Source organism: Thiomicrorhabdus sp. Kp2 (genome assembly GCF_000478585.1).
GTDB lineage: Bacteria > Pseudomonadota > Gammaproteobacteria > Thiomicrospirales > Thiomicrospiraceae > Thiomicrorhabdus.
The window spans coordinates 644,700-667,705 of record NZ_ARWI01000001.1 but is presented as its reverse complement, the minus strand read 5'-3'; the positions used below and the strand labels follow the sequence as shown (position 1 = coordinate 667,705).

The 23,006-nt window shown below is 40.2% G+C and carries 25 protein-coding genes; all 25 read left to right on the top strand.

The annotated features are described in order from the left end of the window. The first annotated feature begins 155 nt into the window (after positions 1 to 155). The 25 genes from A379_RS03195 to fliQ all read left to right on the top strand — a co-directional run bounded on the left by A379_RS03195 (position 156) and on the right by fliQ (position 23,004). Positions 156 to 977: a flagellin gene (locus A379_RS03195; RefSeq protein WP_040725689.1), complete on the top strand. Its 822-nt coding sequence runs from the start codon at positions 156 to 158 to the stop codon at positions 975 to 977. Between the two features lie 52 nt (positions 978 to 1,029). Continuing rightward, positions 1,030 to 1,434 carry a flagellar protein FlaG gene (locus tag A379_RS03190; RefSeq protein ID WP_040725688.1) on the top strand — a complete coding sequence of 135 codons (405 nt, stop codon included), beginning with the start codon at positions 1,030 to 1,032 and terminating at the stop codon, positions 1,432 to 1,434. Positions 1,435 to 1,461: 27 nt separating this feature from the next. Next, complete coding sequence (locus tag A379_RS03185; RefSeq protein WP_040725687.1) at positions 1,462 to 1,908, top strand: flagellar protein FlaG; 447 nt, start codon at positions 1,462 to 1,464, stop codon at positions 1,906 to 1,908. A 221-nt stretch (positions 1,909 to 2,129) separates the two neighbouring features. Next, positions 2,130 to 4,451, top strand: coding sequence for a flagellar filament capping protein FliD (gene fliD, locus A379_RS03180; RefSeq protein WP_040725685.1), 2,322 nt, complete (start codon positions 2,130 to 2,132; stop codon positions 4,449 to 4,451). 75 nt (positions 4,452 to 4,526) lie between these two features. After that, positions 4,527 to 4,961 (top strand): flagellar export chaperone FliS, encoded by a 435-nt coding sequence (gene fliS / locus A379_RS03175; protein ID WP_051144972.1) that lies wholly within the window; start codon positions 4,527 to 4,529, stop codon positions 4,959 to 4,961. Positions 4,962 to 4,965: 4 nt separating this feature from the next. Further along, positions 4,966 to 5,253, top strand: a complete 288-nt coding sequence (locus A379_RS03170) for a hypothetical protein (RefSeq protein WP_157832337.1) — start codon at positions 4,966 to 4,968, stop codon at positions 5,251 to 5,253. 88 nt (positions 5,254 to 5,341) lie between these two features. Continuing rightward, the gene (locus A379_RS03165) at positions 5,342 to 6,442 is read left to right on the top strand and encodes a sigma-54-dependent Fis family transcriptional regulator (RefSeq protein WP_051144971.1); all 1,101 of its coding nucleotides are present in this window, start codon (positions 5,342 to 5,344) and stop codon (positions 6,440 to 6,442) included. A 33-nt stretch (positions 6,443 to 6,475) separates the two neighbouring features. Further along, positions 6,476 to 7,615, top strand: a complete 1,140-nt coding sequence (locus A379_RS03160) for a PAS domain-containing sensor histidine kinase (protein WP_040725683.1) — start codon at positions 6,476 to 6,478, stop codon at positions 7,613 to 7,615. Beyond that, a complete protein-coding gene (locus A379_RS03155; protein ID WP_040725681.1) occupies positions 7,612 to 9,015 on the top strand; it encodes a sigma-54 dependent transcriptional regulator in 1,404 nt (467 codons plus the stop codon). Before A379_RS03160 ends, A379_RS03155 begins: the two co-directional genes overlap by 4 nt. 168 nt (positions 9,016 to 9,183) lie before the next feature. Then, entirely contained in the window at positions 9,184 to 9,522 is a 339-nt protein-coding gene (fliE, locus tag A379_RS03150) for a flagellar hook-basal body complex protein FliE (RefSeq protein WP_040725679.1), read from the top strand. 58 nt (positions 9,523 to 9,580) lie between these two features. After that, on the top strand, positions 9,581 to 11,272 hold the full coding sequence (gene fliF, locus A379_RS03145) for a flagellar basal-body MS-ring/collar protein FliF (protein WP_040725678.1): 1,692 nt from the start codon (positions 9,581 to 9,583) through the stop codon (positions 11,270 to 11,272). Position 11,273: 1 nt separating this feature from the next. Continuing rightward, entirely contained in the window at positions 11,274 to 12,296 is a 1,023-nt protein-coding gene (gene fliG, locus A379_RS03140; protein WP_040725677.1) for a flagellar motor switch protein FliG, read from the top strand. Continuing rightward, positions 12,297 to 13,082 (top strand): FliH/SctL family protein, encoded by a 786-nt coding sequence (locus A379_RS03135; RefSeq protein ID WP_040725676.1) that lies wholly within the window; start codon positions 12,297 to 12,299, stop codon positions 13,080 to 13,082. 45 nt (positions 13,083 to 13,127) lie between these two features. Continuing rightward, positions 13,128 to 14,474 (top strand): flagellar protein export ATPase FliI, encoded by a 1,347-nt coding sequence (gene fliI, locus A379_RS03130; RefSeq protein ID WP_040725675.1) that lies wholly within the window; start codon positions 13,128 to 13,130, stop codon positions 14,472 to 14,474. A 71-nt stretch (positions 14,475 to 14,545) separates the two neighbouring features. Beyond that, complete coding sequence (fliJ, locus tag A379_RS03125) at positions 14,546 to 14,995, top strand: flagellar export protein FliJ (RefSeq protein ID WP_040725674.1); 450 nt, start codon at positions 14,546 to 14,548, stop codon at positions 14,993 to 14,995. Between the two features lie 89 nt (positions 14,996 to 15,084). Next, a complete protein-coding gene (locus A379_RS12565) occupies positions 15,085 to 16,623 on the top strand; it encodes a flagellar hook-length control protein FliK (RefSeq protein WP_051144970.1) in 1,539 nt (512 codons plus the stop codon). A 9-nt stretch (positions 16,624 to 16,632) separates the two neighbouring features. Then, complete coding sequence (locus A379_RS13250) at positions 16,633 to 17,625, top strand: methyl-accepting chemotaxis protein (protein WP_040725672.1); 993 nt, start codon at positions 16,633 to 16,635, stop codon at positions 17,623 to 17,625. 47 nt (positions 17,626 to 17,672) lie between these two features. Beyond that, positions 17,673 to 18,524 (top strand): flagellar motor stator protein MotA, encoded by an 852-nt coding sequence (gene motA / locus A379_RS03110; protein WP_040725669.1) that lies wholly within the window; start codon positions 17,673 to 17,675, stop codon positions 18,522 to 18,524. A 26-nt stretch (positions 18,525 to 18,550) separates the two neighbouring features. Next, the gene (gene motB, locus A379_RS03105) at positions 18,551 to 19,432 is read left to right on the top strand and encodes a flagellar motor protein MotB (RefSeq protein ID WP_040725666.1); all 882 of its coding nucleotides are present in this window, start codon (positions 18,551 to 18,553) and stop codon (positions 19,430 to 19,432) included. 23 nt (positions 19,433 to 19,455) lie between these two features. After that, positions 19,456 to 20,061 carry a flagellar basal body-associated protein FliL gene (fliL, locus tag A379_RS03100; RefSeq protein WP_040725663.1) on the top strand — a complete coding sequence of 202 codons (606 nt, stop codon included), beginning with the start codon at positions 19,456 to 19,458 and terminating at the stop codon, positions 20,059 to 20,061. A 10-nt stretch (positions 20,062 to 20,071) separates the two neighbouring features. Beyond that, a complete protein-coding gene (fliM, locus tag A379_RS03095; RefSeq protein WP_040725661.1) occupies positions 20,072 to 21,091 on the top strand; it encodes a flagellar motor switch protein FliM in 1,020 nt (339 codons plus the stop codon). Next, positions 21,084 to 21,536 carry a flagellar motor switch protein FliN gene (fliN, locus tag A379_RS03090; protein WP_040725659.1) on the top strand — a complete coding sequence of 151 codons (453 nt, stop codon included), beginning with the start codon at positions 21,084 to 21,086 and terminating at the stop codon, positions 21,534 to 21,536. Before fliM ends, fliN begins: the two co-directional genes overlap by 8 nt. 4 nt (positions 21,537 to 21,540) lie before the next feature. Next, a complete protein-coding gene (gene fliO, locus A379_RS03085; RefSeq protein ID WP_051144969.1) occupies positions 21,541 to 21,996 on the top strand; it encodes a flagellar biosynthetic protein FliO in 456 nt (151 codons plus the stop codon). A 49-nt stretch (positions 21,997 to 22,045) separates the two neighbouring features. Then, on the top strand, positions 22,046 to 22,735 hold the full coding sequence (fliP, locus tag A379_RS03080; protein WP_081696435.1) for a flagellar type III secretion system pore protein FliP: 690 nt from the start codon (positions 22,046 to 22,048) through the stop codon (positions 22,733 to 22,735). Continuing rightward, on the top strand, positions 22,735 to 23,004 hold the full coding sequence (gene fliQ, locus A379_RS03075) for a flagellar biosynthesis protein FliQ (RefSeq protein ID WP_040725654.1): 270 nt from the start codon (positions 22,735 to 22,737) through the stop codon (positions 23,002 to 23,004). Before fliP ends, fliQ begins: the two co-directional genes overlap by 1 nt. Positions 23,005 to 23,006 lie beyond the last annotated feature (2 nt).

The window sequence follows — 23,006 nt, the reverse complement described above, 5'->3', positions numbered from 1 at the left end:
TGGTAAAGGGCTTGAAAAATATAAAGAATTTAGGTTGTTGGTTCTGAAAAGGAGCGATAACCCAAACAGGATTCGCCACCTAGTTGGCGGATAACATAAAAGTTAGCAGCCAACTAGGCAAACACTAACGTTTCTTTACAAAAAGGAGAATTATCATGGCAATGGTAATCAACACAAATGTAAGTTCTATTAACGCAACTCGTCAACTTGATGTTTCAAGTCGTGAACAAGCGGTTTCTATGGAACGTTTGACTTCTGGTCTACGTATCAATAGTGCGGCAGATGATGCAGCTGGTTTAGCTGTAGCAAATAAAATGACTTCACAAATCATGGGTACAGACCAAGCGGTTCGTAATGCCAATGACGGTATTTCTATGGCACAAACTATTGATGGTGCGGCTGAAGAAATGGGCGACATGATGCAGCGTCAACGTGAACTAGCGGTACAGTCTTTAAACGGAACCTACTCTGCGGCTAACCGTGCATCAATGGATGCCGAGTTTAATGCTTTATCAGCAGAACTAACACGTATCTCATCAACCACTAAATTTAATGGTGTATCGGTTTTAGATACAGCGGTTTCTACTAACTTACAAGTTGGTTGGGAAGATGGTGCTAATGACTCTATTAACATCACAACCATTGGTGGAACAGCGATTGCAACAGCTGTAACAGCGCTGGGTGTAGATACTTCAGCTAATGCTGCGGCGGCCATTACTGGTTTAGACGGTCAAATTTCAGCACTAAGTACTGCACGTTCGGGTGTGGGGGCGGTACAAAACCGTCTTGAGCATACTGTCGCTAACTTACAGAACGTAAGTGAAAATATCTCAGCGGCTCGTTCAGGTATTCAAGATGCTGACTTTGCATTAGAGAGTGCTAACTTAGCTCGTACACAAGTTCTACAGCAGGCAGGTATGAGCATGTTGTCACAAGCTAACTCTAACTCACAAAATGTTTTAGCTCTATTACGATAAGCTTTAGCTGAGTAATAAGGCAACGAGCATTAAGGTATAAGGAGGGATTGAGATGGATATTAGTTCTATGTCATCCCCTGTAATGGATACTAATTCAGTCAAGCCAGTGGTAACACCCGCAACTGGAGTAAAACCATCGCAGGTCGAGGCCTCAGTCGTCTCTCCAAACATTAAGACTCAGCAAGATACCGAACAGGCAATCCAAAACCAGGTTGAACAGGTGAATTCAAAACTAGAACAACTTGGTTTAGGGTTAACCTTCTCGGTGGATGAAAATACTCAGTCTTCAGTAGTTAAAGTGATTGATAAAACGACTGATGAAATAATTAAACAGTACCCAAATGAAGATTCGTTAAAGATGATGAAAAACATCCAAGACTATCTTGATTCAGTACATCAAAGTAACTCATCAACAAAAGAGAGTTTGACAGGCGTGTTATTCAATGAAATCATATAGATGACGATTTGAATATAGGAGGGAAGTATGGCAATGATAAATTCTATGCGACCTGATAGTCCGATAAAGATACCCTCTGGTGAATTACAAGCTCCCATCACCTCAAATGCTATGAGTGATGCAGCTAAACAAAACGTTTCACAAAACAGCGTGCAACAAAATGTAAAAGCTACAGAAACTAAAGCAAAAGAGGTTGATGGCCAAATTGATATAACTGAGATTGATAACCAGTTGGCTGGTATTAACGCTCAGTTAAAAAAACTTCAAAATGATTTGGAGTTTGAAAAAGATGAAGATTCAGACAGAATGATCATCTTTGTAAAAGACAGAGAGACTGGTGAAGTGATTCGTCAGATTCCTACAGAAGAGTTTTTAGCGATTTCTAAAAGTATTGGTCAATACTTAGAGATGGGTAAACAGACTTCTGAAAAAAATTCGCCACTCGTTGGTATGTTTGCTAACGAAACTGTATAACATGGTGGCACCATTTCCCTTGTGTGTTTAGCGGTCTTTTGGCCGCTTTTTTTATGTCTAATTTTTATCGATACCTTTTTATTTTCTTAAAGTATTCTGTTGATTGCCGTTATAGATAGTATAAGAAATATTTTGATTGGCATTTTTGGTGCTTGTCATTTCAAAGTAATCAAAATCTAATATAATAAAAACATTCTTCTATAAGATCAGGAGCGGCGGTTATGGCAAACGAAATTGGCACAACGCTTTTAAATTCGTTAACAAATAGCACATTTGATATTGGAAATATGGCCAAGGTGCTTGCTGAGGCAGGTGTTGCTAGCCCTCGTGCAACTTTGGAGACAAAAGAAACCAAAGCAAATACTGAATTAAGTGCACTTAATTACCTTCAATCGAATGTCGAAGCATTTCAGAGCTATCTAGGTAATTTATCTACGCCAACGCTGTTTCAAGGCCGAGCAGTAACATCATCTGATGATTCCGTTATATCTGTTCAATCTAATGGGGTACCTGTAACAGGTTCTTACCAAGTTCAGTCATTGCAATTAGCTCAAGCGCATACATTGGTTGCCAATAAATCCTATAGCTCAACATCCGATATTATTTCAATGGGGACTTTATCAATTGGTGTGGGTGGGCAAACTCAAAATATTGTCATTGATAACTCCAATAACACATTAGAAGGCCTGCAAAATATTATCAATAATGGCGACTATGGTGTAAATGCCTCCATTATTAACAATGGTGGAAACTACCAGCTTATGTTTTCTTCAAAACAAGCTGGAGCAGCCTCTGAGATAACGTTAAGTGGCTTAGCAGATTTTGATACCAATGGTTTTACTACAACATCTGAAGCTCAAGATGCGCTGATGAGTATTAATGGTTTGGTCGTTTCAAATAACAGTAATACCTTTGATGATGTGATTGATGGTCTCCAAATCAGCTTAAAATCGGTCTCGCTGCAATCGACTCAAAGTTTATCGGTCTCTTCTGATTCAGAAACAATCAGTAATACCGTATTAGACTTTGTGGATGTTTATAATCAACTCGATACTATCTTGGATGATTTAGGGTCTTATAAAGAGTTAACAGAAGATGAAGCGGCATCTGAAGACTACGCTTTTTTTGGTGATTTAGCAGGTAGTTCATTGTTGAGAGATTTAAAAGGACAAATACGAGACTCTTTAAGTGGTGCAATCTCTCAGTTAACAGATCCAAATACTTTGGCAGCGGCGGGTTTGTCGTTCGATTTGGAAGGGAAGCTCAGTGTGGATACAACCACATTGAATAATCTAATAACCAACAACCTAGATGGTTTGGCCAATGTTTTTGCTAAAAGTGGACAGACTACCGATCCTCTTATGAATGTGACAGGTAGTAGCGATAAGACTCAGGCTGGTAGCTATGCGGTTAATATATCGCAGCTTGCAGAAAAGGCGACTGTCGTTGGAGGTGCAACAACCTTTGCTGCAAATGAGTATCGTCTTGCTGGTGGTGTTGTTTACGATCCTGTTCAGGCATTAAATATAGAATCTGGTGCTGGGTTTCAAATATCCATTAATGGTGGTGTGGCTACGCAGGTCAATTTTACTCAAGGTTCTTATGCAACCAAAGACTTGGTTGCGGCTCAGATACAGTCTGATATTAATACTCAAACAGGACAAGCTGTGAGTGTGGCGTATGATCCATCTCAGGGTCGTTTTGAAATTACGAATACAACGGGTACGGTTGATGTCTCTTCAGCGACTTTATTAGGTAATCAAGGTTTTAATTCAGGAAGTTATGCGAGTGAGCAACTTATGGATCTTTCTGGTGCTGCGGTCTCTTTTGATGTTTCCATTGATGGTTCAATAGCTACTCAAGCCACGATTAGCGCTGGAAAATATACACTTAATGAATTTGCCGAAAGAATGCGTACCTCGATTAATAACCTTTCAGAAACGTCATCAAGTGGAGCTTCAGTGAGTGTTTCAACAGAGGGTGGCGTCTTTAGTGTGGTTTCAAATCGTTACGGGGTTTCATCCGATGTTACATTGAGTAATTTTAGCAATGCCACCAATGCGGGTTTTAGTGCAGACTTAAGCGATCAAGGCCAGAATGTGGATGGTACCATTACAACAGCAGCGGGTACTTTAAGTTTAGGTGCCTATGCGGATAGCGAAGATGGCAGAAAAATTAAAATCTCTGATTATGCGGTTATTGCTTCTGAACCAGCTGATGTAAGAGGTTTAGAGTTTCAGATTCTGGGTGGTACAACAGGGTCTCGTGGGGATATTGTGTTTTCTCAAGGATTTGCAAGCCGAGTAAATGAAACGATTAATAATCTTTTGAGTGACGATAATGGTTTGGTAAGCGATAGAATTGACTCTTTAACAAATAAATTGTCAGACTATGAAGAAAAAACCACAAAGCTTGATGCGCGTTACGAAACGTTATTGCTTAAATATCAACTGCAGTTTTCGTCTTTGCAGTCATTACTGTCCAGTTCACAACAAACCAGTGATTTTTTAACAGCAACTTTCTCAAATAATAACAATAATTAAATTGAAGCCTTGCCAGAATACGGTTGCCAGGCCTGGTAACTTGTCAAGGCAGGAAAATATCAATAGGGAAGCAATATGAATACAGTATTGAAAAAACAATTTATTCAACAATATGCTAATAACTATGTCGAAACAGCGGTTTCAGAAGCTGGACCACATAAACTGATTCAAATGCTTTATGAAGGCGCAATTAAAAATATGAACCTAGCCAAGGTTTTTATCCAGCAAAAAAACTATGAAAAGAAATCAGAGCATATTAATAAAGCATTGGCTATTTTAGCCTCTTTGCGAGGGAATTTGGATTTAGAACATGGTGGCGAAGTTGCTCAAAACCTTAATGGTCTATATGGATATTGTTATCAAACACTATTTCAGTCATCAGCTAAAAACAACGTGGAGATGATCGATGAAGTGATTGGGCATATTCAAACGATTAGTGATGCTTGGCAGCAAATGCCAGAAAATATAAAAAATGCCAGTAAAGAACAGTTAGATAGACTCAGAGTATAACTTGGTGAATTTAGAAAAAACAAAAGTATCATTGCTGTCATATTCTAAAAACTTAGTGATAGCTTCTGAAAATCAAGACTGGGCGCTTTATTCCGTGCTTGAGTCCAATTGGATTCAAAAACTGGATAAAGCCAAAAAAGCGTATGGTAATGATTTAAATGTAATCGCTAATGAATTGATCTCGGACAATCAAAAGATACAAGAAAACATTCAGTTGGCGCAAAAGAAACTTCTAGAAGGTTTAGAAAAAAATGCTAATAGTGTTTCATCAATAAAGTCATATCTAAAATAAACCAAAAAAATGTTGCCAAAATTTTGACATCAATGGAAAACCTGTATATAAAGGTTACCTAGGTGTTAATCAATTAAACGGCGACTCAATGTCTCAAGAACTTTTTACTTCACTCGTGGGCAGTAGTTCCGCGATGCAACAAGTTAAAAAACTTATCCTTCAAGTAGCGCAAACCGATGCAACTGTTCTGATTCTTGGTGAATCTGGAACAGGTAAAGAGGTGGTGGCGCAAGCGCTTCATAACGCTTCAGGTCGGTCTAATCGTTCATTTGTTCCAATCAACTGCGGAGCCATTCCAGGTGAATTATTGGAAAGTGAGCTTTTTGGTCATGAAAAAGGGGCTTTTACTGGGGCGATAACGGCTCGTAAAGGTCGTTTTGAAATGGCTGAAAAGGGTTCGATCTTTTTGGATGAAATTGGTGATATGCCTCTGCCAATGCAGGTAAAGCTGCTTCGAGTTCTTCAAGAAAGAATTTATGAACGAGTGGGGGGGAATAAGAGTTTTGAGTGTGATGTAAGGGTGATTGCAGCAACGCATAGAAATCTTGAAGATAATATTTCAGCGGGTGATTTCCGTGAAGACCTTTACTATCGACTAAATGTATTCCCTATCGAAATGCCTTCTTTAAGAGAGCGTCCAGAAGATATTGTTGAACTGCTGGATTATATGTTCAATAAAATTCAGGAGGCGGGTCGAAAAGTTCCAACCCTGTCTGAAAAAGCCTTAATTGCACTTCAAACCTATACCTGGCCTGGTAATGTTCGAGAGCTTGGAAACTTGTCTGAACGCCTTTCTATTCTGTTTCCAGGTTTGCCAGTTGATTATGATGATTTGCCTGCTAAATACCAAGTGGATATTGATGATTCAGCAGAGCTGTTAATAGCCAAAACAGCAGAGACCAATGATGTTAAAACAGAGACAGTAGATCTCATTAGAGAACCAACTGCAATCGATGATTCTGCAGAGAATAACTCTAATGATGCTAGTGTTGCATTGAATGCAACAGGATTGGCTTCACCTAATTTAGATGAAGGGTTGGACTTAAAATCCTATTTAGTTGATATGGAAGTTCAACTGATTCAGAAAGCCTTGTCGCAGACAGATGGAAACGTCTCTCAAGCCGCTAAGTTATTGCAAACCAATCGTACGACTTTGGTTGAAAAAATTCGAAAGTATGATTTATCGTAATGGCTGTTTAATGAATAAGTGGATTCAATAGACATGGAAGAACAAAAGCGTTTACAAGAGTTAGAGGCGGCTTTTGAACTCTTTAACCAAACCTCTATGCAGCTTACGACCTCTTACGAAGCTTTGCAGAACCAAGCGGCTCACTTACAGAACCAGCTCGCAAAGAGTGACCAAGAGAAAAAACAGGTAGCAGACCGTCTAAGTCGCCTTTTAGAGTTGCTTCCAGCGGGGGTTATTGTTTTGAATCATCATAACCAAATTGTGGAAATGAACCCGAGTGCTCAAACGATATTAGGTAGGGATGCGATTGATCGTGATTGGGATATTGTGATTAAGAATGTGTTTCTTAGTACCAATGACGCAGGTGAATTAATCACACATAATAAGATTGTTTATCAATTATCCGAAACCTCTTCAGATAAAGAATCAAGCCGAATTTTGCTCATTCAAGATGTGACATCTGCTAGACAGCTTCAAGAGCATGTAAGTCGCCATCAGCGCTTACATTCAATGGGCGAAATGGCCGCTTCTTTAGCACATCAGATTCGTACACCACTCTCTTCCGCATTGCTTTATGTTTCACAAATGAACTCTGAACACTTGGATGATGATAAAAGAGAAAAGTTTGTAGGTAAAGCGCTTAACAGCCTTAATCATTTAGAATCTCTGGTTAAAGATATGCTGCAATATGCTAAAGGAGGCAAGGGCAGTGAAAAAGAAATTTTAATTGAAGAGCTTTTGGCCAACCTTGAGCAGAGTGTTGAGGCTCAGGTTAATCAGTCCCAAAGTCGCATTCGTTTTAACGCTTTTATACCAGGCCTGGTGGTTACTGGCGATAAAGATGCTTTAATGACCGCTTTGCAAAACTTAGTGGGTAATGCCATTGATGTGGTTGGGCAGAAAGCTGAAATTGCCGTTACCGTCAATAAACTCTCAGCAGATAAGGTTGATTTAGTGGTCAGTGACAAGGGCCCTGGTATCAGTGCGGAACGTTTAGAAAAAATATTTGAACCCTTTTATACCAGTCGTGCAAAAGGGACGGGTCTTGGGCTGGCAGTAGTACGAGCTATTGCCGAAGCGCATAATGGTGAAGTTTGGGTTAAATCCATTGTTGGTTATGGTACGCAATTTGGCTTGCGTTTACCTCTAACGTCTATAAAGGAAGTCTCATGAGTATTGCTAAAATTTTAGTGGTGGAAGATGACTCAGAATTGCAAGAAGCCTTAGTTGATACCTTGTCTTTGAATGGCTTTGAAATCATTAGTGTCAGTAGTGCAGAAGAAGCCTTGGCCGCTTTAAATGATGAAATAGGTATGGTCTTTAGTGATATCCGCATGGATGGAATGGATGGTTATACTTTAATGACTAAAATCCGCGCGGTAAAACCCTATCTGCCAATCGTATTAATGACCGCTTACGGTACGATAGAACAGGCCGTTGATGCGATGAAAGCAGGTGCTGTAGATTATATTGTTAAACCCTTTGAAGCCGATGTTCTGGTTGAAAAAGCTAAGGTGTATTTTAACCGTGATGCCTCCTCCGAAGACGACTTTGTGGTTGCTGATCCAGCCACTCAACAGCTTAAAGCGATGTCTAAAAAAGTAGCTGAGAGTGAGGCGAGTGTTCTGATTAGTGGGGAAAGTGGTACAGGAAAAGAAGTCCTTGCACGCTACATTCATATGCAGTCACCTCGAGCAAAACAACCCTTTGTTGCCATCAACTGCGCGGCTATTCCAGAGAGTATGTTAGAAGCGATGTTGTTTGGTTATGAAAAAGGCGCTTTTACTGGGGCGGCAAAAGCGATGCCAGGTAAGTTTGAACAAGCACAGTGTGGTACGATATTTTTAGATGAAATTGGTGAAATGAAACCCGATTTACAGGCAAAAATTTTACGTGTTTTGCAGGAGAAAGAGGTTGAACGAATTGGTAGTGCTAAGCCCATTCAGCTTGATGTACGAGTGCTAAGTGCTTCAAATGTGGATATGAAAAAAGCCATTGCTAATGGTGAGTTTAGGGATGACTTATTCTATCGTTTGAATGTGTTTCCAATGCATTTACCGCCCCTACGAGAAAGGCCTAGAGATATCGCCGCCATTGCAGAGCGTTTGATTCAACGACATTGTGGTGCTTCACGAGTGCAGCCAATGATATCAGCGCCAGCTATGAAACGTTTAATTCAATATACCTGGCCTGGCAATATTCGAGAATTAGATAATGTGATTCAAAGGGCGTTGGTAATGATGTCTGGAGATACCATTCAAGAGCAGAACATTCTGCTGGATGATGGTTATGATGCGCTACACTCTTTAATGAACCCTGCCGATAGTGAATCATCGAATGAAGAAGTGGCTAAAGATTCACTGCAAGAACAAGGTGATGAGATACGGGTGAATGATTTTAAACCTCTTGAGTTGCCGATGGATCTTAAAGCGCGCGAGACAGAGATGATATTAGAAACTTTACGTCAAAACTCAGGGCATAGGCAAAAAACAGCAGAAGCATTAAATATTAGCCCCAGAACTTTACGTTATAAAATTGCCAAACTAAAAGAACAAGGGGTTGACGTTCCTTAAAAGTAACCTGTTATCGGCCTCTTTTAAACTTAGTTTAGTGTTATGTCTGTTTTTTGACAGAAATATGGCATGTCAATTGCTGAAAGAGGTCTAAAATATGTGATAATAAGTCACATTCTTTAGAATTAATAGAAATGGCGGTATTTCTATTTGGAGTTAATAGAACAGATGAATCCGATTGATACACAAAGTTTAATGTTACAAATGCGCTCTTTAGCTGCTCAAGCAGAAGCTAAACCTGTTGCGGATGTCGCTGAAACAGCACAAAGTGGTCAAGATAAAGCGGCGAATTTTGCCGAGTTATTAGCGCAGTCTGTTCAATCTGTAAACCATGAGCAGCATAAAGCGGGCGACATGAAAAATGCTTTTGAACAGGGTGATCCTGAAATGGAATTATCTGAAGTTATGCTTCAAGTGCAAAAGGCGAGTCTCTCTTTTCAAGCAATGACTCAGGTAAGAAACAAGCTCGTTGAAGCCTATAAAGATGTAATAAATATGCCTTTGTAGTGAGTTGGATACTTTTCTAGCTCAACTGCGTAAATTTTAAAGACAAGAAGATTCTATAATGGCCAATCAACAAGCATCTGCCGACAACTCCCTTAACACTCAACCCCCTTCAGGGGCGGGTGCTACGCTATTAAATAATCTCACATCCCTTTCTGTTGCTAAACAAGTTAGCCTGGTTATTGCGCTTGCAGCCTCTCTTGCCTTAGTGGTTGGTATTGTTCTTTGGTCACAAAACACACCTTATACTCTTCTTTTTGGGAGTGTCGATGCTAAAGATATGAATGAAATCGTTCAGACTTTAGATCAAGAAGGGGTTAAGTATCAAATAGATCATAGCAGTGGCGGTATTTTAGTTCCCAATGACTTGGTTCACTCTTTACGTATTAAATTAGCGGCTGCTGGTTACCCAAAACAAGCCGCAACTGGGTATCAACTGTTAGATATTGATCAAGGTTTTGGTATTTCGCAGTTCAAAGAGACAACAAGATATCATCGAGCTCTTGAAGGTGAATTGGCTAAATCCGTCTCATCAATTAATTCAGTGAAATCGGCTAGAGTTATGCTCGGTTTACCTAAACGTTCTGTTTTTGTTAGAAAACAACAAAAACCCTCTGCTTCAGTGGTTGTCAAATTATATCCAGGTCGGACGCTTAATGAAGAGCAAGTGAGTGCCATTGTTTACTTAGTCGCATCCAGTATTCCTAATATGGACGCCAAGTCAGTCACGGTTGTTGATCAGCATGGTAACCTTCTTACAAACTCAACTTCAAATACTGGCATGCTTAATATGAGTATGAAGCAGCTAGATTACACTCGCCAAGTTGAAGAAACTCTATCAAGTCGTATTATTCGTTTATTAGCTCCTATTGTTGGAGGCGAGAGTAAAGTTCGTGCACAAGTTACGGCTGAACTTGATTTTACGCAACAAGAACAAACCCGTGAAAATTATGAACCTGATCCTGAGGCAATCCGTTCAGAGCAGGAGGTGAAAGAAATTAATCGTAATCAAGGGCCAACAGGAATCCCTGGCGCATTAACCAATCAGCCACCAAGAGCGGGGCTTGCACCTGAAGAAGGTTATACGCCTGATGGCGATCCTAACTTAAAAAGTTCGAGTGAAAAGAAGACTAGGAATTATGAGTTAGACAAAACAATTAGTCATATAAAAAATTCGGTTGGAAATATTCATAGATTATCCGTAGCGGTTGTTTTGGATGATAAAACCAGTCTTGATGAAAATGGTGAGATTGTAAGACAGCCGTTAGCTGAAGAGGAATTGCTGCGTTATAGACGTTTGGTTAGTGATACTGTTGGCTTGGATGAAACTCGTGGTGATACATTGAGTGTGGTAAATGCTTCGTTTGTGGTAGCACCTGCTGAAGAGCTTGAGATGACGCCAATTTGGCAAGAGTCTTGGTTCTGGGATTTAATCAAACAATTGTTGGCAGGGTTGGCGGTTCTGATTATTATTTTTGGCGTGATACGTCCTATGTTGCGTGACCTATCGAAGAAAGAGGAAACTTACTTAGAGTACCCAGAAGATGTGCCTGAGGAAGAGGAAGAGCTCGAAAATGTAGATGAAATTTCTAAAGCGCTTGAACAGATGAATGAAGAGGTTGAACAAACCGCAGTTGAATCTGAAGCGGAGTCTGAAGCTGAACACGAACTTTTAGAGAAGGTGAGAGCGATTGTTGCATCAGATCCAAAAGTTGCAGCGCATGTAATTAAGCAATGGATGTCTGGAGATTAAAATGCCTGAATCAGTAATTGAAGAAATGGGTAAAGAAAGAGATATTTCTAAACTTGATAAGGCAGCAATATTGTTACTCTCTTTAGGTAAAGATTCCGCGGCAAAAGTATTGAAGCATCTTAACCCAAGAGAAGTTCAACAAATTGGTTCAGCCATGACCTCTGTTGATAATGTATCGCATAAAGATATACATGCTGTAATGCGGTCTTTCTTAAATGAACTGGGTGAAGACGCACTTGGCGTAGATCCGAGTGAATACGCGCAATCACTTATGGCTGATGCGCTCGGTGATGGTGGTGGTCATCTTATGGATGCAGCACTCCTTGGTGATCAAGTTAAGGGGTTAGAAGCGCTTAAGTGGCAGCATCCCTCCACCATTTCCAATATGTTACGTAATGAACATCCTCAGGTGGTTGCTATTGTTTTATCTTATTTTGACTCAGATCAAGCAGCTGAAGTATTGAGAGGGATTCCAGAACGTTTTCAGGCAGAAGTTATTTACCGTATAGCGACTTTAACGACGATTCAGCCTCGTGCCTTATTTGATTTAAATGACGTATTAGAAAATGCATCCAGTGATGGAGAGGGTGGTAAGCTGGCGACTATTGGCGGAGAGAAGCGAGCAGCAGAAATCTTGAACTTAGTTGGTGGTGGGGTAGATTCACGTATTCTTGACGATATTGCAATTGAGCATGAAGAGGTTAGTAAAGGTATTCAAGATAAAATGTTTGTCTTTGACGATATCGAAGGGATTGATGATAGAGGTATTCAAACACTGGTTGCTGAGGTGCCAAGTGATGTGTTGATTGTTGCTCTTAAAGGTGCTGATACAGCCATTAAAGAGAAGTTCCTTTCGAACCTTTCAAAACGACAAGCCGATATTATGCGTGATGACTTAGAGACGGGTGGTCCTGTTAAGTTAAGTGCAGTTGAAGATGCGCAAAGAACGATTATACAAACAGTGCGTCGTTTAGCGGATGAAGAGAAACTTATGATGCCAGGTGGTGGAGAGGAGTTCGTGTAGGTGGTTGATGAGTCAAAACAAACACCAAAATTTGAGGCAAATGAAACCGAACCAGCTGTCGCTAAATTGTTGCAGTCTTCAGAGTTGAAAGCGCCTAACATTGAGACTTGGAAACTTTCGAGTTTTGAAGAAGTTGAAGCGTTGAATGAAAAAAAGCTCTCTGATGAGGCTTATCAACGTATTCAACAAGAAATGCAGCCGCAAATTCAAAAACAAGCTGAACTCTTAAAACAAGAAGCGTATGACAAAGCCTTTGAAAAAGGTTATCAAGAAGGTTTGTTAAAGGGGCAAGAAGAAGGAAAAAGGCAAGGTGAATCAGAGGCTAAAGCTGAAGTAATGGAAACACTTCAACCCAAGTTAGCACAGTTTGACTCCATTCTTTCTACCTTAAATAAACCGTTTGAATCGCTTGAGCAGAAAATTTATGCTGAACTGGTTGGTTTTGCTTTGCATGTTGCAAAAACCGTCATAAAGCGAGACGTGACGTCGGATAAAGAGTGGGTTTTAAATACCATTAAAGAATCCGTTTTAGCTTTACCAGAGTCATCCAGTGAGATTAATATCTATCTACATCCTGATGATTTAGCCTTTATACAAATTTCGCAACCCTCTATTTCTGAGAAATGGTCGCTACATGAAAATAGTCATGTTGAAGTAGGAACATGTATTGTTAAGCAAGATTATTCAACTATTTTGAATAGTTGGATTGCTCGATATGACGATATAGCTGAACAGGTTTCTCAAGATGTATCAGAAACCGACTCTCAGGCCAATCATGAAGCCTAAACAAGCCTCAAAATTCTTCCTTAATATATTTATAAGAAGATAAGTATGGAACTTGCAAAGCAACTCAATCAAAACCTCAGTGATAAATTAACTCATTTAACGAACAGTAGTATTAAACCTCAGTCTTTAAAAGTGGCTGGGCGTTTAGTTCGTATGGTAGGTATGACTTTAGAGGTGGTGGGGACTTTTGCACCGATTGGCTCTCGCTGTCAAATTATGCGTGGAAATGAATTAATGCCAATAGAAGCTGAAGTGGTTGGTTTTCATGATGGTCGTCTTTTTTTAATGCCAATTGGTGACACAAATGGACTGGAACCTAATGCCGAAGTGCTTCCCATTGATGGAGGTGTTAAAGTCGGAGTGGGTTACGCTATGTTAGGCCGAGTAGTGAGTGGAACAGGTGAAGCATTAGATGGTCTTGGAGCTATTGAGACTACGGATTATGTGTCATTATCTGGTCAGCGCATTAATCCATTAAGTCGTCACCCGATTAATGAACCGTTGGATGTTGGGGTTAAGGCGATAAATGGTTTATTGACATTAGGTAAAGGCCAACGAATCGGTTTGATGGCTGGAACAGGGGTCGGTAAAAGCGTACTACTTGGTATGATGACCCGTTTTACCGATGCAGATGTGGTTGTGGTTGGGCTTGTTGGTGAGCGTGGTCGAGAAGTGAATGAGTTTGTTAGAAATAACTTAGGTGAAGAAGGTTTGAAGCGCTCTGTAGTTGTCGCTACGCCTGCGGATGATCCTCCTCTTATGCGATTACATGGTGCTATGTTAGCAACGGCTATAGCAGAATATTTTAGAGAACAAGGCAAAAATGTACTGCTTTTAATGGATTCATTAACCCGATTTGCTCAAGCACAGCGTGAGATTGCTTTGGCGGTTGGTGAACCACCTGCCAGTAAAGGTTATCCGCCATCCGTTTTTGCAAAACTTCCACAATTGGTTGAGCGTGCTGGAAATGGAAAAATGGGTGGTGGTTCAATAACCGCTATCTACACGGTTTTAGCAGAAGGGGATGATCAATCTGACCCTATTGTGGATTCAGCTCGTGGTGTTTTGGATGGACATATTGTGCTCTCAAGGGAGATTGCAGATAGTGGGCGTTATCCAGCCATAGATGTTGAGTCATCGATTAGCCGAGTTATGGTTGATATTGTTTCTGATGAGCAATTAAGTTTAGCCAGAAAGTTTAAGAACCTCTATTCAACCTACCAGCAAAATCACGATTTAATTAGTGTTGGTGCTTATCGGAGAGGGGCCGACCCTGTTATAGATGAGTCTATAGCCAAACATCCTGCATTAAACAGTTATTTATCTCAGGGGATTCATGAGCACTTTTCTGTTGAGCAGTCATTAGAAAGTTTGAAAGCAACATTGAGTTAGTTTTTTATTGAAAGCAGTAAGATTTAGTTGCTGTGTTTTCAAAGTTTTCCTTCGGCAAATGGAACAGTTTTGTGTCACGTAGATTACAAAGAGTAAGAAAAATCGTTGAACTTGCTGAAGTCGAATTAGATCAGGCCGCGCAAACCTATGCTTATATGCAATCTAAATTGGCTGATGCGAAACAGCAACTTGAATCCTTGCAGTCATACTGTGACGAATATGCTAAAAAGCCCAGTTCAGTGAATAGTATCTCTCCAATACAGTTGCAAACCTATAATGCCTTTTCAGATAAACTGAGCCAAGCACTCGTTGCACAACGAAATCAAGTTGAAGAGTCTGAAAAAATGCAAAGTCTTGCTAAAGATAATTGGATAGAAAAGCGTGCCAGAGTTAAGTCTTTGGAGGCTCTTTTAAAACGTATTAGCAATAACGAACAAGCGCAAATAAACCGGCAAGAACAGCGTATGTTAGATGAGCTGTCAGCGCAAAAATACATTCAAAATAAAAATAATTCTGGGTAGTTCTCTTTTCTGTTTATGCAGATTTTAAATGTTGGGCATGTATATTGCTTTTCTGAAACTACAATTCACAGTCAAGATAAGAGATGAATATGCTTATAAATGCCAAATCTTCACATGTTGAACAACCTTTTCAAGCTGTTGATATGACGGATAGTGGGCAAGGGTTGCCACAAAGTGCAAAGTTTTCAGAACTTTTTGCCTCAATGTTCAATGGTGTAAAAGGTAAAGAATTAAGCGCTGATAAGTCAGTTGTGCAGTTAGATGAAGAGTCAAACCTGCTTCTTACAGCTTCTTTGAATGATAGTTTAGAAGGGGCTGTGTTACCTGCTTCAGGCCTTGCTTTAGTTACAGAAATGGATGTGAACGTCCTTAATGATGTTTCTGATATGGCAATTGCAAAGTTACCAGGCCTGGTAACTCTGCAAGAGAAGGTTTTATCCTCTGGTTCTGAGGTGGGTCAGAATTCTTTGACTTTATCAGATTCAAATATTATGGGTGTAGTGAGTAAAGTGCTGGAAAATCAGGGGGAAATGCCAAAAATTCCTTTATCTGATGATCAAGTGGCTGTATCTGAAAAGATGCTGTCTGATCCATACCTCTCAGCTATGAACAGTGTTCATGAGAATGGTGAGTTGATTGAGTCTGTGAGTAGCTTGGAGGGTGGGCACGATATTAATGTCAACTATAAAGTGGATGATGGCTCTATAGATATAGACGTTGCAAAGCCAGTTAATCAAGTTGGTGAGACTGTAATCGATGGACAAGAAGAATTTGTTCAAGCAGGTTTGGTGAATAATCAAAATGTCGCTGTTAATAGTCAGGGAATGACGAATGTAACTTCGGCTCATGGCCAAACAGCTGTGAGCGTGCCTCCTGGGAATACTCAATCATCGGTTGTAAGTTCATCGACTCACTCTAGTTCAGCCACACAATGGAGTAGCTCTGGTAGTGAAATGGCTCAGTCATCAAATCCTTCGCAAAACAGTGCACAAAGCAATAGTCAAAATAATCCACAACAGTCGTTTTCAAGTCCTCAGCAATCTATGCAGTTTAAAGAACAGAGAGCCCAAAATCTTGAGCAAAAAATGATTGTTAATACAGTTGATGAATCGCTTTCAAAAGTAGAATCTAAAGATGGCTTGCTGGGTGTAGACATGCTTTCAACAGAGCGGCGTGGGCAATTACCACTTGGGCTACAAACAATAGTAGTGCCTGTTAAGTCTCCACAGTGGGGACAAGCTTTAGGGCAACGTGTTGTTTTTATGGCGAATAACCAAGTGCAACAAGCGCAAATTACTTTGAATCCTGAGAAACTTGGCCCAGTTCAGGTAAAGTTACATATGGATAAAGAACAACAAATGCATGTCACAATGAACGCCCAGCACCTAACAACGCGTGAAGCCATGGAAAGTGCTTTACCTCGTTTGAGAGAGATGCTTGAACAATCTGGTATTAATCTGGCTTCGGTTGATATTGGCGAGCATTCCAATTTTTCTCAAAATAAAGAGGGTAGTGCTGGCGGCAATTCAATGTCATTACCCCAAGATGAAAGTGACATCGAATTATCTGAAAACACCATGACTCAAAATGCTATCACAACCGATAATATTGTCGATTTTTACGCTTAGGAGCGAGAGATGAAATTTGTAAAAAGTATTTCTGTATTGTTGAGCTTAGGCGTTACCAACGCTTATGCGGGTTCTGAAATTGCTGGAATTCCAACGGTTGGCTTTGTCATGATGGCAATGGTGGTTGCAGGTGTAATTACTGGGGCATTGGTTTATTTAATGATGTGTAACAAATCTGGTGCTTGTGATCAAACAGAGGTTGTTGACTCACTTCGAAAAATTATCGGTGAAAAAGATTTAGCTACGACAGTAAGTGTGGCAAACGCCGATCCTAAATTAACCAGTGCCTTAAATGATCTTTTAGAACTTGCCTCAAGTCAGGTTACAAAAGAGATGATTGAAAAATCTACTGCAGAATCGAAGGTTGCTGACTTAGAAAGTCAAATGGAAGAATTGAATGAAACGCTAGCCGCATGTTATGCGCAGCAACATGAGATGCCTGCGGCAGTTACGGCATTTGATAATAGTGAATTACTTCTATTGTCACAAAAATTGGCTTCTAAGCTTCAAGCACTTAATGCTGGTTCTTCTGAAGGTATGGAATCAGCTGGCAACGTTATTTCTGAAGTCAGTGGTTTAACCGATGAGGTGATTCATGCTTCAGGCGTTATTAAACGCTTAGAAGAAGACAGTAGTAATATCGGAACGGTATTGGTGTTAATTAGAGATATTGCGGAGCAAACTAATTTGTTAGCGTTAAATGCGGCGATTGAGGCTGCACGAGCGGGTGAGCATGGCCGAGGTTTTGCCGTCGTGGCGGATGAGGTTAGAATATTGGCTGGTAAAACTCAGCAGGCGACAACTGAAATACAAAGTATTATTGAAGAATTACAGCAGCGTGCACGAAATGCGGTTCAGGTAATGGAGAGTGGGCAGAACCGAGTCGGTTCAACACAAGAGCAAGCAGGCCGTGTTAATGAGATATTTAATGGTATTGTCGCAGACCTTTCTGAGTTAAAATCTGCGCAGGAAGAATTATCCAGTGTGATTCAACGCAGTTAATTAGAAAAAAAACATAATTATAAGCACCAAAAAGTAGGAAAAAATAAATGAAGGCAATAGTCGGTACACTTGTTGTAATCGGTACCCTATTGGGTGGTTACTTACCACACGGTAGTATAGGTATCATGATTCAACCACTAGAGATGGTTATTATCTGTGGTGGTGCATTGGGTGCTTATATTATTGCAAACCCAGGTTGGGTTGTTAAAGCAGGTTTTGGAAAAAGTCTCGGGCTTGCTAAGCCTCATCATGTAAACAAAGAGTTGTTTATGGAATTATTGGGGTTGATGTTTAAAATCTTTAACAAGGCACGTAGAGAAGGTTTAATGTCAATTGAGGCAGATGTAGAAGACCCGCATTCAAGTGAGCTTTTTAATAGTGCGCCAAAGGTGGCTGCTGATCATCATGCGATTGACTTTATTTGTGATTACTTAAGACTAATGATTAGTGGCGCGAGTAACCCTTATCAGTTAGAAGATTTAATGATTCTTGAGCTTGATGCTCACCACCATGAAGCGATGATGCCGAGTGCAGCGATTGGTAAAGTTTCAGAGGCGCTACCTGCATTTGGTATTGTTGCTGCGGTATTAGGGATTGTCATTACCATGAGTTACCTTGATGCAGGACCAATGGAGATTGCTCACCATATGTCGGTAGCTCTAGTGGGTACTTTTTTGGGTATCTTGATTGCTTACGGATTTATTGCTCCTATTTCATCTGAATTAGCCAACCGAGCAGAGGCGGAGGGTGCTTTTTTTGGCGTGATTAAAACCTGTTTAATGGCTAATTTAAACGGTTATGCACCACAGGTTGCGGTTGAGTTTGGTCGTAAAGCGGTACCTAGTCATGAACGTCCTACATTTACGGAAGTTGATGAATTTTTACAAAGTCAAAAATAATTGCAAAATAAGATAATCGAATCGTTATGAGTGATGAACAATCCATAATCATAAAACGTTTAAATAAGTGTCCACACTCAGCACATGGTGGGGCATGGAAAATTGCCTTTGCCGATTTTATGACGGCAACAGCAGCATTTTTCTTGATGTTATGGGTTTTGGGTGGAACAAATGATGAAGAGATGAAGGCGATGGCTGAATTCTTTAGAGATCCAACCGTCATTGAGTCCTCTCCAATGTCTTTGGTTGAGTCAAAAGAGGCTGGACGAACATCAGATGCGATGATTGATATGGGAGGTTTTAAAGACTCGCCAAAAGGTCAAGAAGGTAATGAAGACGGTTCAGGAAAGGCTGAAGAAAAAGCTCAGATGGAGGCGATGAAGCTTGAATTGGAAAAGCAAATTGCTGAGAGTGATTCTTTAAGTCAGTTAAAAGAACAGTTGAAGATTGATGTAACCCCCAATGGTTTGCAAGTACAAATTTTAGATGATCGAAAGCGTCCAATGTTTGGGTCGGGGGTTGATTTACCAAAAGAGTATGCGTCAAAGCTATTGCAAGAAGTGGGTAAGGTCTTGGCAACGACCAATAATAAGATCAGTATTGCTGGCCATACCGATTCTTCTGGTTATCATAATAGCTCTGAATATACTAACTGGGAGTTGTCTGCAGATAGAGCAAACGCAGCGAGACGTTTACTTCTTAAAGGGGGAGTAAATAGCAATCAAATTGCCCAAGCGGTAGGAATGTCTGATACCGTGCCGTTTGATAAAGAAAATCCGTATAATCCCAGAAATAGAAGAATTAGTATTATTGTTTTGAATAAAGAGGCCGAAGAGCGATTACGTAGTTTAAGTGATGCTCCCGAGGCAGAAGACTTAAATAAACAACTGCAACTGACACCTTATTAATTTAATGAGAAGGAAGGATAACCATGTCTGAAGAAGAAGTAAAAGAAGAAAAAAAGAGCGGTGGTAAAGGACTGATAATTGTCCTACTTGTTGTGGTAATTCTTCTTTTAGTGGGAATTGGGGTGATGGCGTTTTTATTGCTAAGTGGTGATAAACACTCCGATGATACATCAGCTGGTACTGAAATGCATGCTTCTGCAGAACACGGCTCAGACGATGATCATGGAGAGGGTGATAGCGATAGCCACGCTAAAGAATATTCTTCTAAATATAAGCAGTTTGAACCACCTGCTCCAGAAGCGCCGCCAAGTTACTTTACGATGGATAAGTTTGTCGTTAACTTTTATGGAGATGGTCAAGCGAAGTTTTTAGCCGTGGATTTAAAATTTATGTCATATTATTCACAATTAGTAAGTGACACGGGTGAAATGGAGCATTTGCGCCCCATTCTAAAAAATGATATTGAACGCCTCCTAAGAAACCAACATTACAATGAGTTAACGAAACCTGATGGTCCTGATAAATTGCGTGCCGAGATTTTGGACGTTACACGTAAAGTGTTAGAAAAACACAATATTTATCCAGATTTATTAGAAGATGTTTACATGACTCGTTTTGTCATGCAGTAAGGCGATTTAAATGGATGATATTCTAAGTCAAGATGAAGTTGATGCCCTATTAAAAGGGATGGGTGGCGGCGATGTTGAAACTGAAGGTGATGATACTTCAGGAGGACAGAGTGCCAAAGTCTATGACTTCACAAATCAGGAACGAATTGTTCGTGGGCGTCTGCCTGCCTTAGATATTATTAATGAACGTTTTGCACGAGGGTTTCAGCGCCATTTCAATGAGATGATTATGGCGAGTGTAGAAGTGACTGCGGGTGAAGTTAAAATCATTAAAATGATTGATTACTTACGTAATTTATTTGTACCTACCAGTTTAAATATTTATCGAATCAATCCATTAAACGGGGTTTCTTTATTTACCCTAGACTCAAAACTCATTTTTACAGCTGTAGATATTTATTTTGGTGGAACAGGATTGTTACCATTCAAAATTGAAGGGCGAGAATATACTCCCGTTGAGATGAGTATGGTTAGAAGTATTCTTGATATCACTTCAGAAAACATGCGTAAAGCATGGGGGCCTGTTATGGATATCGAAATAGAGTACATGCACTCTGAAATGAATCCAAAATTTGCTGGTATTGTTGATCCAACAGATATGATTGTAGTCAGCCCAATCAATGTTCGTTTTGAAGGGGTTGAAGGTCGTGTTGATATTGTTATGCCTTATGCCATGCTTGAGCCTGTTCGTGACAAGCTTGAAGAGGGGATGCAGAACCTTCAAGGCGAAAGTGATAACCGTTGGTCAAGAACCCTCAAAGAGGAAGCCAAAAACATTGAAATTGATTTGAGTGTAAGCTTGGCTGAGTTAAAAATGAATGTTGATGACTTACTGAAAATGGAAAAGGGCGATATCATTCCGTTAGAAATGCCTAAACGAGTCACCGTTAAAGCAGAAAATATTGCCATAATGCGCGGTAAACTTGGTGAAAGCCATGACAAAAAAGCCGTAAAAATAGAAGAAATTTTACGTCACCCCGCTTATCAAGAGCGAACGATAGAGAATGTTAAGGAGTGGTACGATGAGTGATGAAGATGATTTAAGTGCGTGGGGAGACGCCTTAGCGGAACAAGCTGATGCTGAAGGGAGTTCGGCTGACGCTGATTGGGGAGATGCTTTAGCTGAACAGACTACAGCAGAAGCGATGGGCGCTGAATCAATCAGTTCTGCTGCATTTGACGAGCTAAATGCAGAGCGCGGTAATAGCAAAGATAAAGTGGATTTAGATGTCCTAATGGACATTCCTGTAACCCTTCAGCTGGAGATTGGTAGAGCAAAAGTCTCTATTCGTAACTTGCTTTCTTATACTCAGGGTTCAGTTGTAGAAATGGATCGTCTTGCTGGTGAACCGTTAGATCTATTAGTTAATGGCACTTTAATCGCACATGGTGAAGTTGTGGTAATTAATGATAAGTTTGGTGTTCGCTTGACGGATGTAGTGAGTCCTCAAGAACGAATTAAGAAGCTAAAATAATCTTATGAGTTTAATGAAGCAGGCCTGGTTAACAGGCTTTTTATTTCTACAGTCTGCATGGGTAGCTGCTGAAACTAAAAGCGCTGAGATTGGAGAAAAGGTTACTCAGCCCAGTGAATACTTTGGGCAGATTGTCTTGTCTTTGGTTTTAGTTTTACTTATTATTTTTGTCTCCGCTTGGTTGCTAAGGCGTTATGGTAGGTTTCCAGGGGTCGCTGATGGTAATCTTAAAGTTCTTGGTGCTTTGTCAGTTGGACAAAGAGAGCGCATTTTACTGTTACAAGTGGGACAAGAACAAATCCTTGTTGGAGTCACCTCTAATCGAATCAGTCGGTTACATCAGCTTGAAGAACCTATTAAAGTACAGGATAATGTCCCTGTATCCAGCCAATTTTCGCAAAGGCTTCAAGAAGCCATAAAATCTAAGGGAAAGAGCCAGCAGCCTCGTGAAGATAATTAAATCATCTCTCTTTTTTATACTCGCTTTCTTTCCTATTTTATCTTGGGCTATGCCAGGTATCCCCGCGTTTACAGTTGAAACGGATGCGACAGGCAATCAGGATTACACCTTAACAATACAGATTCTGTTATTGATGACGGGGCTGACGTTGCTTCCAGCTGCCTTAATTGCAACGACCTCTTTTTTAAGGATTGTTATTGTTTTAGCTTTACTGAGACAGGCTCTGGGTACGATGCAAACGCCTTCAAACCAAGTGTTAATTGGTTTATCACTGTTTTTAACTTTATTTATTATGACACCTGTATTAGATAAGGTATATGACACGGCTGTAGCCCCTTACCTTGAAGAAGAGATTCAATTCCAAAAGGCCGTGGAGCTAGGTGCAATCCCTATGCATCAATTTATGCTGCAACAAACCAGAGAGGATGATTTAGGTATGTTTGCAGAAATGGCGGATGTCACTTTAACGGATCCACAAAATGTGCCATTTAAAGTCTTGATTCCTGCTTTTATGACCAGTGAATTAAAAACCGCTTTTCAGATTGGTTTTATGCTGTTCATTCCATTTTTAATTATTGACCTTGTTGTAGCAAGTTTATTGATGTCTATGGGGATGATGATGTTATCTCCCATGATTATCTCTTTACCTTTTAAACTTATGCTGTTTGTCCTTATTGATGGTTGGGCATTAGTCGTGGGTACTTTGGCAAATAGTTTTGTTGTGCCTGGGGGGATATGATGCAAGAAGAATTCGTTTTAACATTAGGGCAGCGAATGCTAGAAGTGACGGCAATGTTAGCCGCTCCGCTTTTAATTCCTGCACTCTTGATTGGTTTGCTGGTAGGTATGTTTCAAGCAGCAACACAAATTAATGAGATGACCTTAAGTTTTATACCTAAGTTAGCCATTGTGGGTATCGCTTTAGTTGTAGCAGGGCCTTGGATGTTAACAACGTTAATTTCGTTTACCCGAGAGTTGTATCAAAATATTCCAGCCTTAATCGGTTAGTG

What these genes read in the sequence shown, in the direction of transcription:
- fliL (WP_040725663.1), top strand. Translation starts at nt 19,456, where the DNA reads ATGTCTGAAGAAGAAGTAAAAGAAGAAAAAAAGAGCGGTGGTAAAGGA.
- A379_RS03185 (WP_040725687.1), top strand. Translation starts at nt 1,462, where the DNA reads ATGGCAATGATAAATTCTATGCGACCTGATAGTCCGATAAAGATACCC.
- motA (WP_040725669.1), top strand. Translation starts at nt 17,673, where the DNA reads ATGAAGGCAATAGTCGGTACACTTGTTGTAATCGGTACCCTATTGGGT.
- fliE (WP_040725679.1), top strand. Translation starts at nt 9,184, where the DNA reads ATGAATCCGATTGATACACAAAGTTTAATGTTACAAATGCGCTCTTTA.
- fliI (WP_040725675.1), top strand. Translation starts at nt 13,128, where the DNA reads ATGGAACTTGCAAAGCAACTCAATCAAAACCTCAGTGATAAATTAACT.
- fliD (WP_040725685.1), top strand. Translation starts at nt 2,130, where the DNA reads ATGGCAAACGAAATTGGCACAACGCTTTTAAATTCGTTAACAAATAGC.
- A379_RS12565 (WP_051144970.1), top strand. Translation starts at nt 15,085, where the DNA reads ATGCTTATAAATGCCAAATCTTCACATGTTGAACAACCTTTTCAAGCT.
- A379_RS03195 (WP_040725689.1), top strand. Translation starts at nt 156, where the DNA reads ATGGCAATGGTAATCAACACAAATGTAAGTTCTATTAACGCAACTCGT.
- fliS (WP_051144972.1), top strand. Translation starts at nt 4,527, where the DNA reads ATGAATACAGTATTGAAAAAACAATTTATTCAACAATATGCTAATAAC.
- fliM (WP_040725661.1), top strand. Translation starts at nt 20,072, where the DNA reads ATGGATGATATTCTAAGTCAAGATGAAGTTGATGCCCTATTAAAAGGG.
- A379_RS03190 (WP_040725688.1), top strand. Translation starts at nt 1,030, where the DNA reads ATGGATATTAGTTCTATGTCATCCCCTGTAATGGATACTAATTCAGTC.
- A379_RS13250 (WP_040725672.1), top strand. Translation starts at nt 16,633, where the DNA reads ATGAAATTTGTAAAAAGTATTTCTGTATTGTTGAGCTTAGGCGTTACC.
- A379_RS03165 (WP_051144971.1), top strand. Translation starts at nt 5,342, where the DNA reads ATGTCTCAAGAACTTTTTACTTCACTCGTGGGCAGTAGTTCCGCGATG.
- fliF (WP_040725678.1), top strand. Translation starts at nt 9,581, where the DNA reads ATGGCCAATCAACAAGCATCTGCCGACAACTCCCTTAACACTCAACCC.
- fliG (WP_040725677.1), top strand. Translation starts at nt 11,274, where the DNA reads ATGCCTGAATCAGTAATTGAAGAAATGGGTAAAGAAAGAGATATTTCT.
- fliN (WP_040725659.1), top strand. Translation starts at nt 21,084, where the DNA reads ATGAGTGATGAAGATGATTTAAGTGCGTGGGGAGACGCCTTAGCGGAA.
- fliP (WP_081696435.1), top strand. Translation starts at nt 22,046, where the DNA reads ATGCCAGGTATCCCCGCGTTTACAGTTGAAACGGATGCGACAGGCAAT.
- motB (WP_040725666.1), top strand. Translation starts at nt 18,551, where the DNA reads ATGAGTGATGAACAATCCATAATCATAAAACGTTTAAATAAGTGTCCA.
- fliO (WP_051144969.1), top strand. Translation starts at nt 21,541, where the DNA reads ATGAGTTTAATGAAGCAGGCCTGGTTAACAGGCTTTTTATTTCTACAG.
- fliQ (WP_040725654.1), top strand. Translation starts at nt 22,735, where the DNA reads ATGCAAGAAGAATTCGTTTTAACATTAGGGCAGCGAATGCTAGAAGTG.
- A379_RS03155 (WP_040725681.1), top strand. Translation starts at nt 7,612, where the DNA reads ATGAGTATTGCTAAAATTTTAGTGGTGGAAGATGACTCAGAATTGCAA.
- A379_RS03160 (WP_040725683.1), top strand. Translation starts at nt 6,476, where the DNA reads ATGGAAGAACAAAAGCGTTTACAAGAGTTAGAGGCGGCTTTTGAACTC.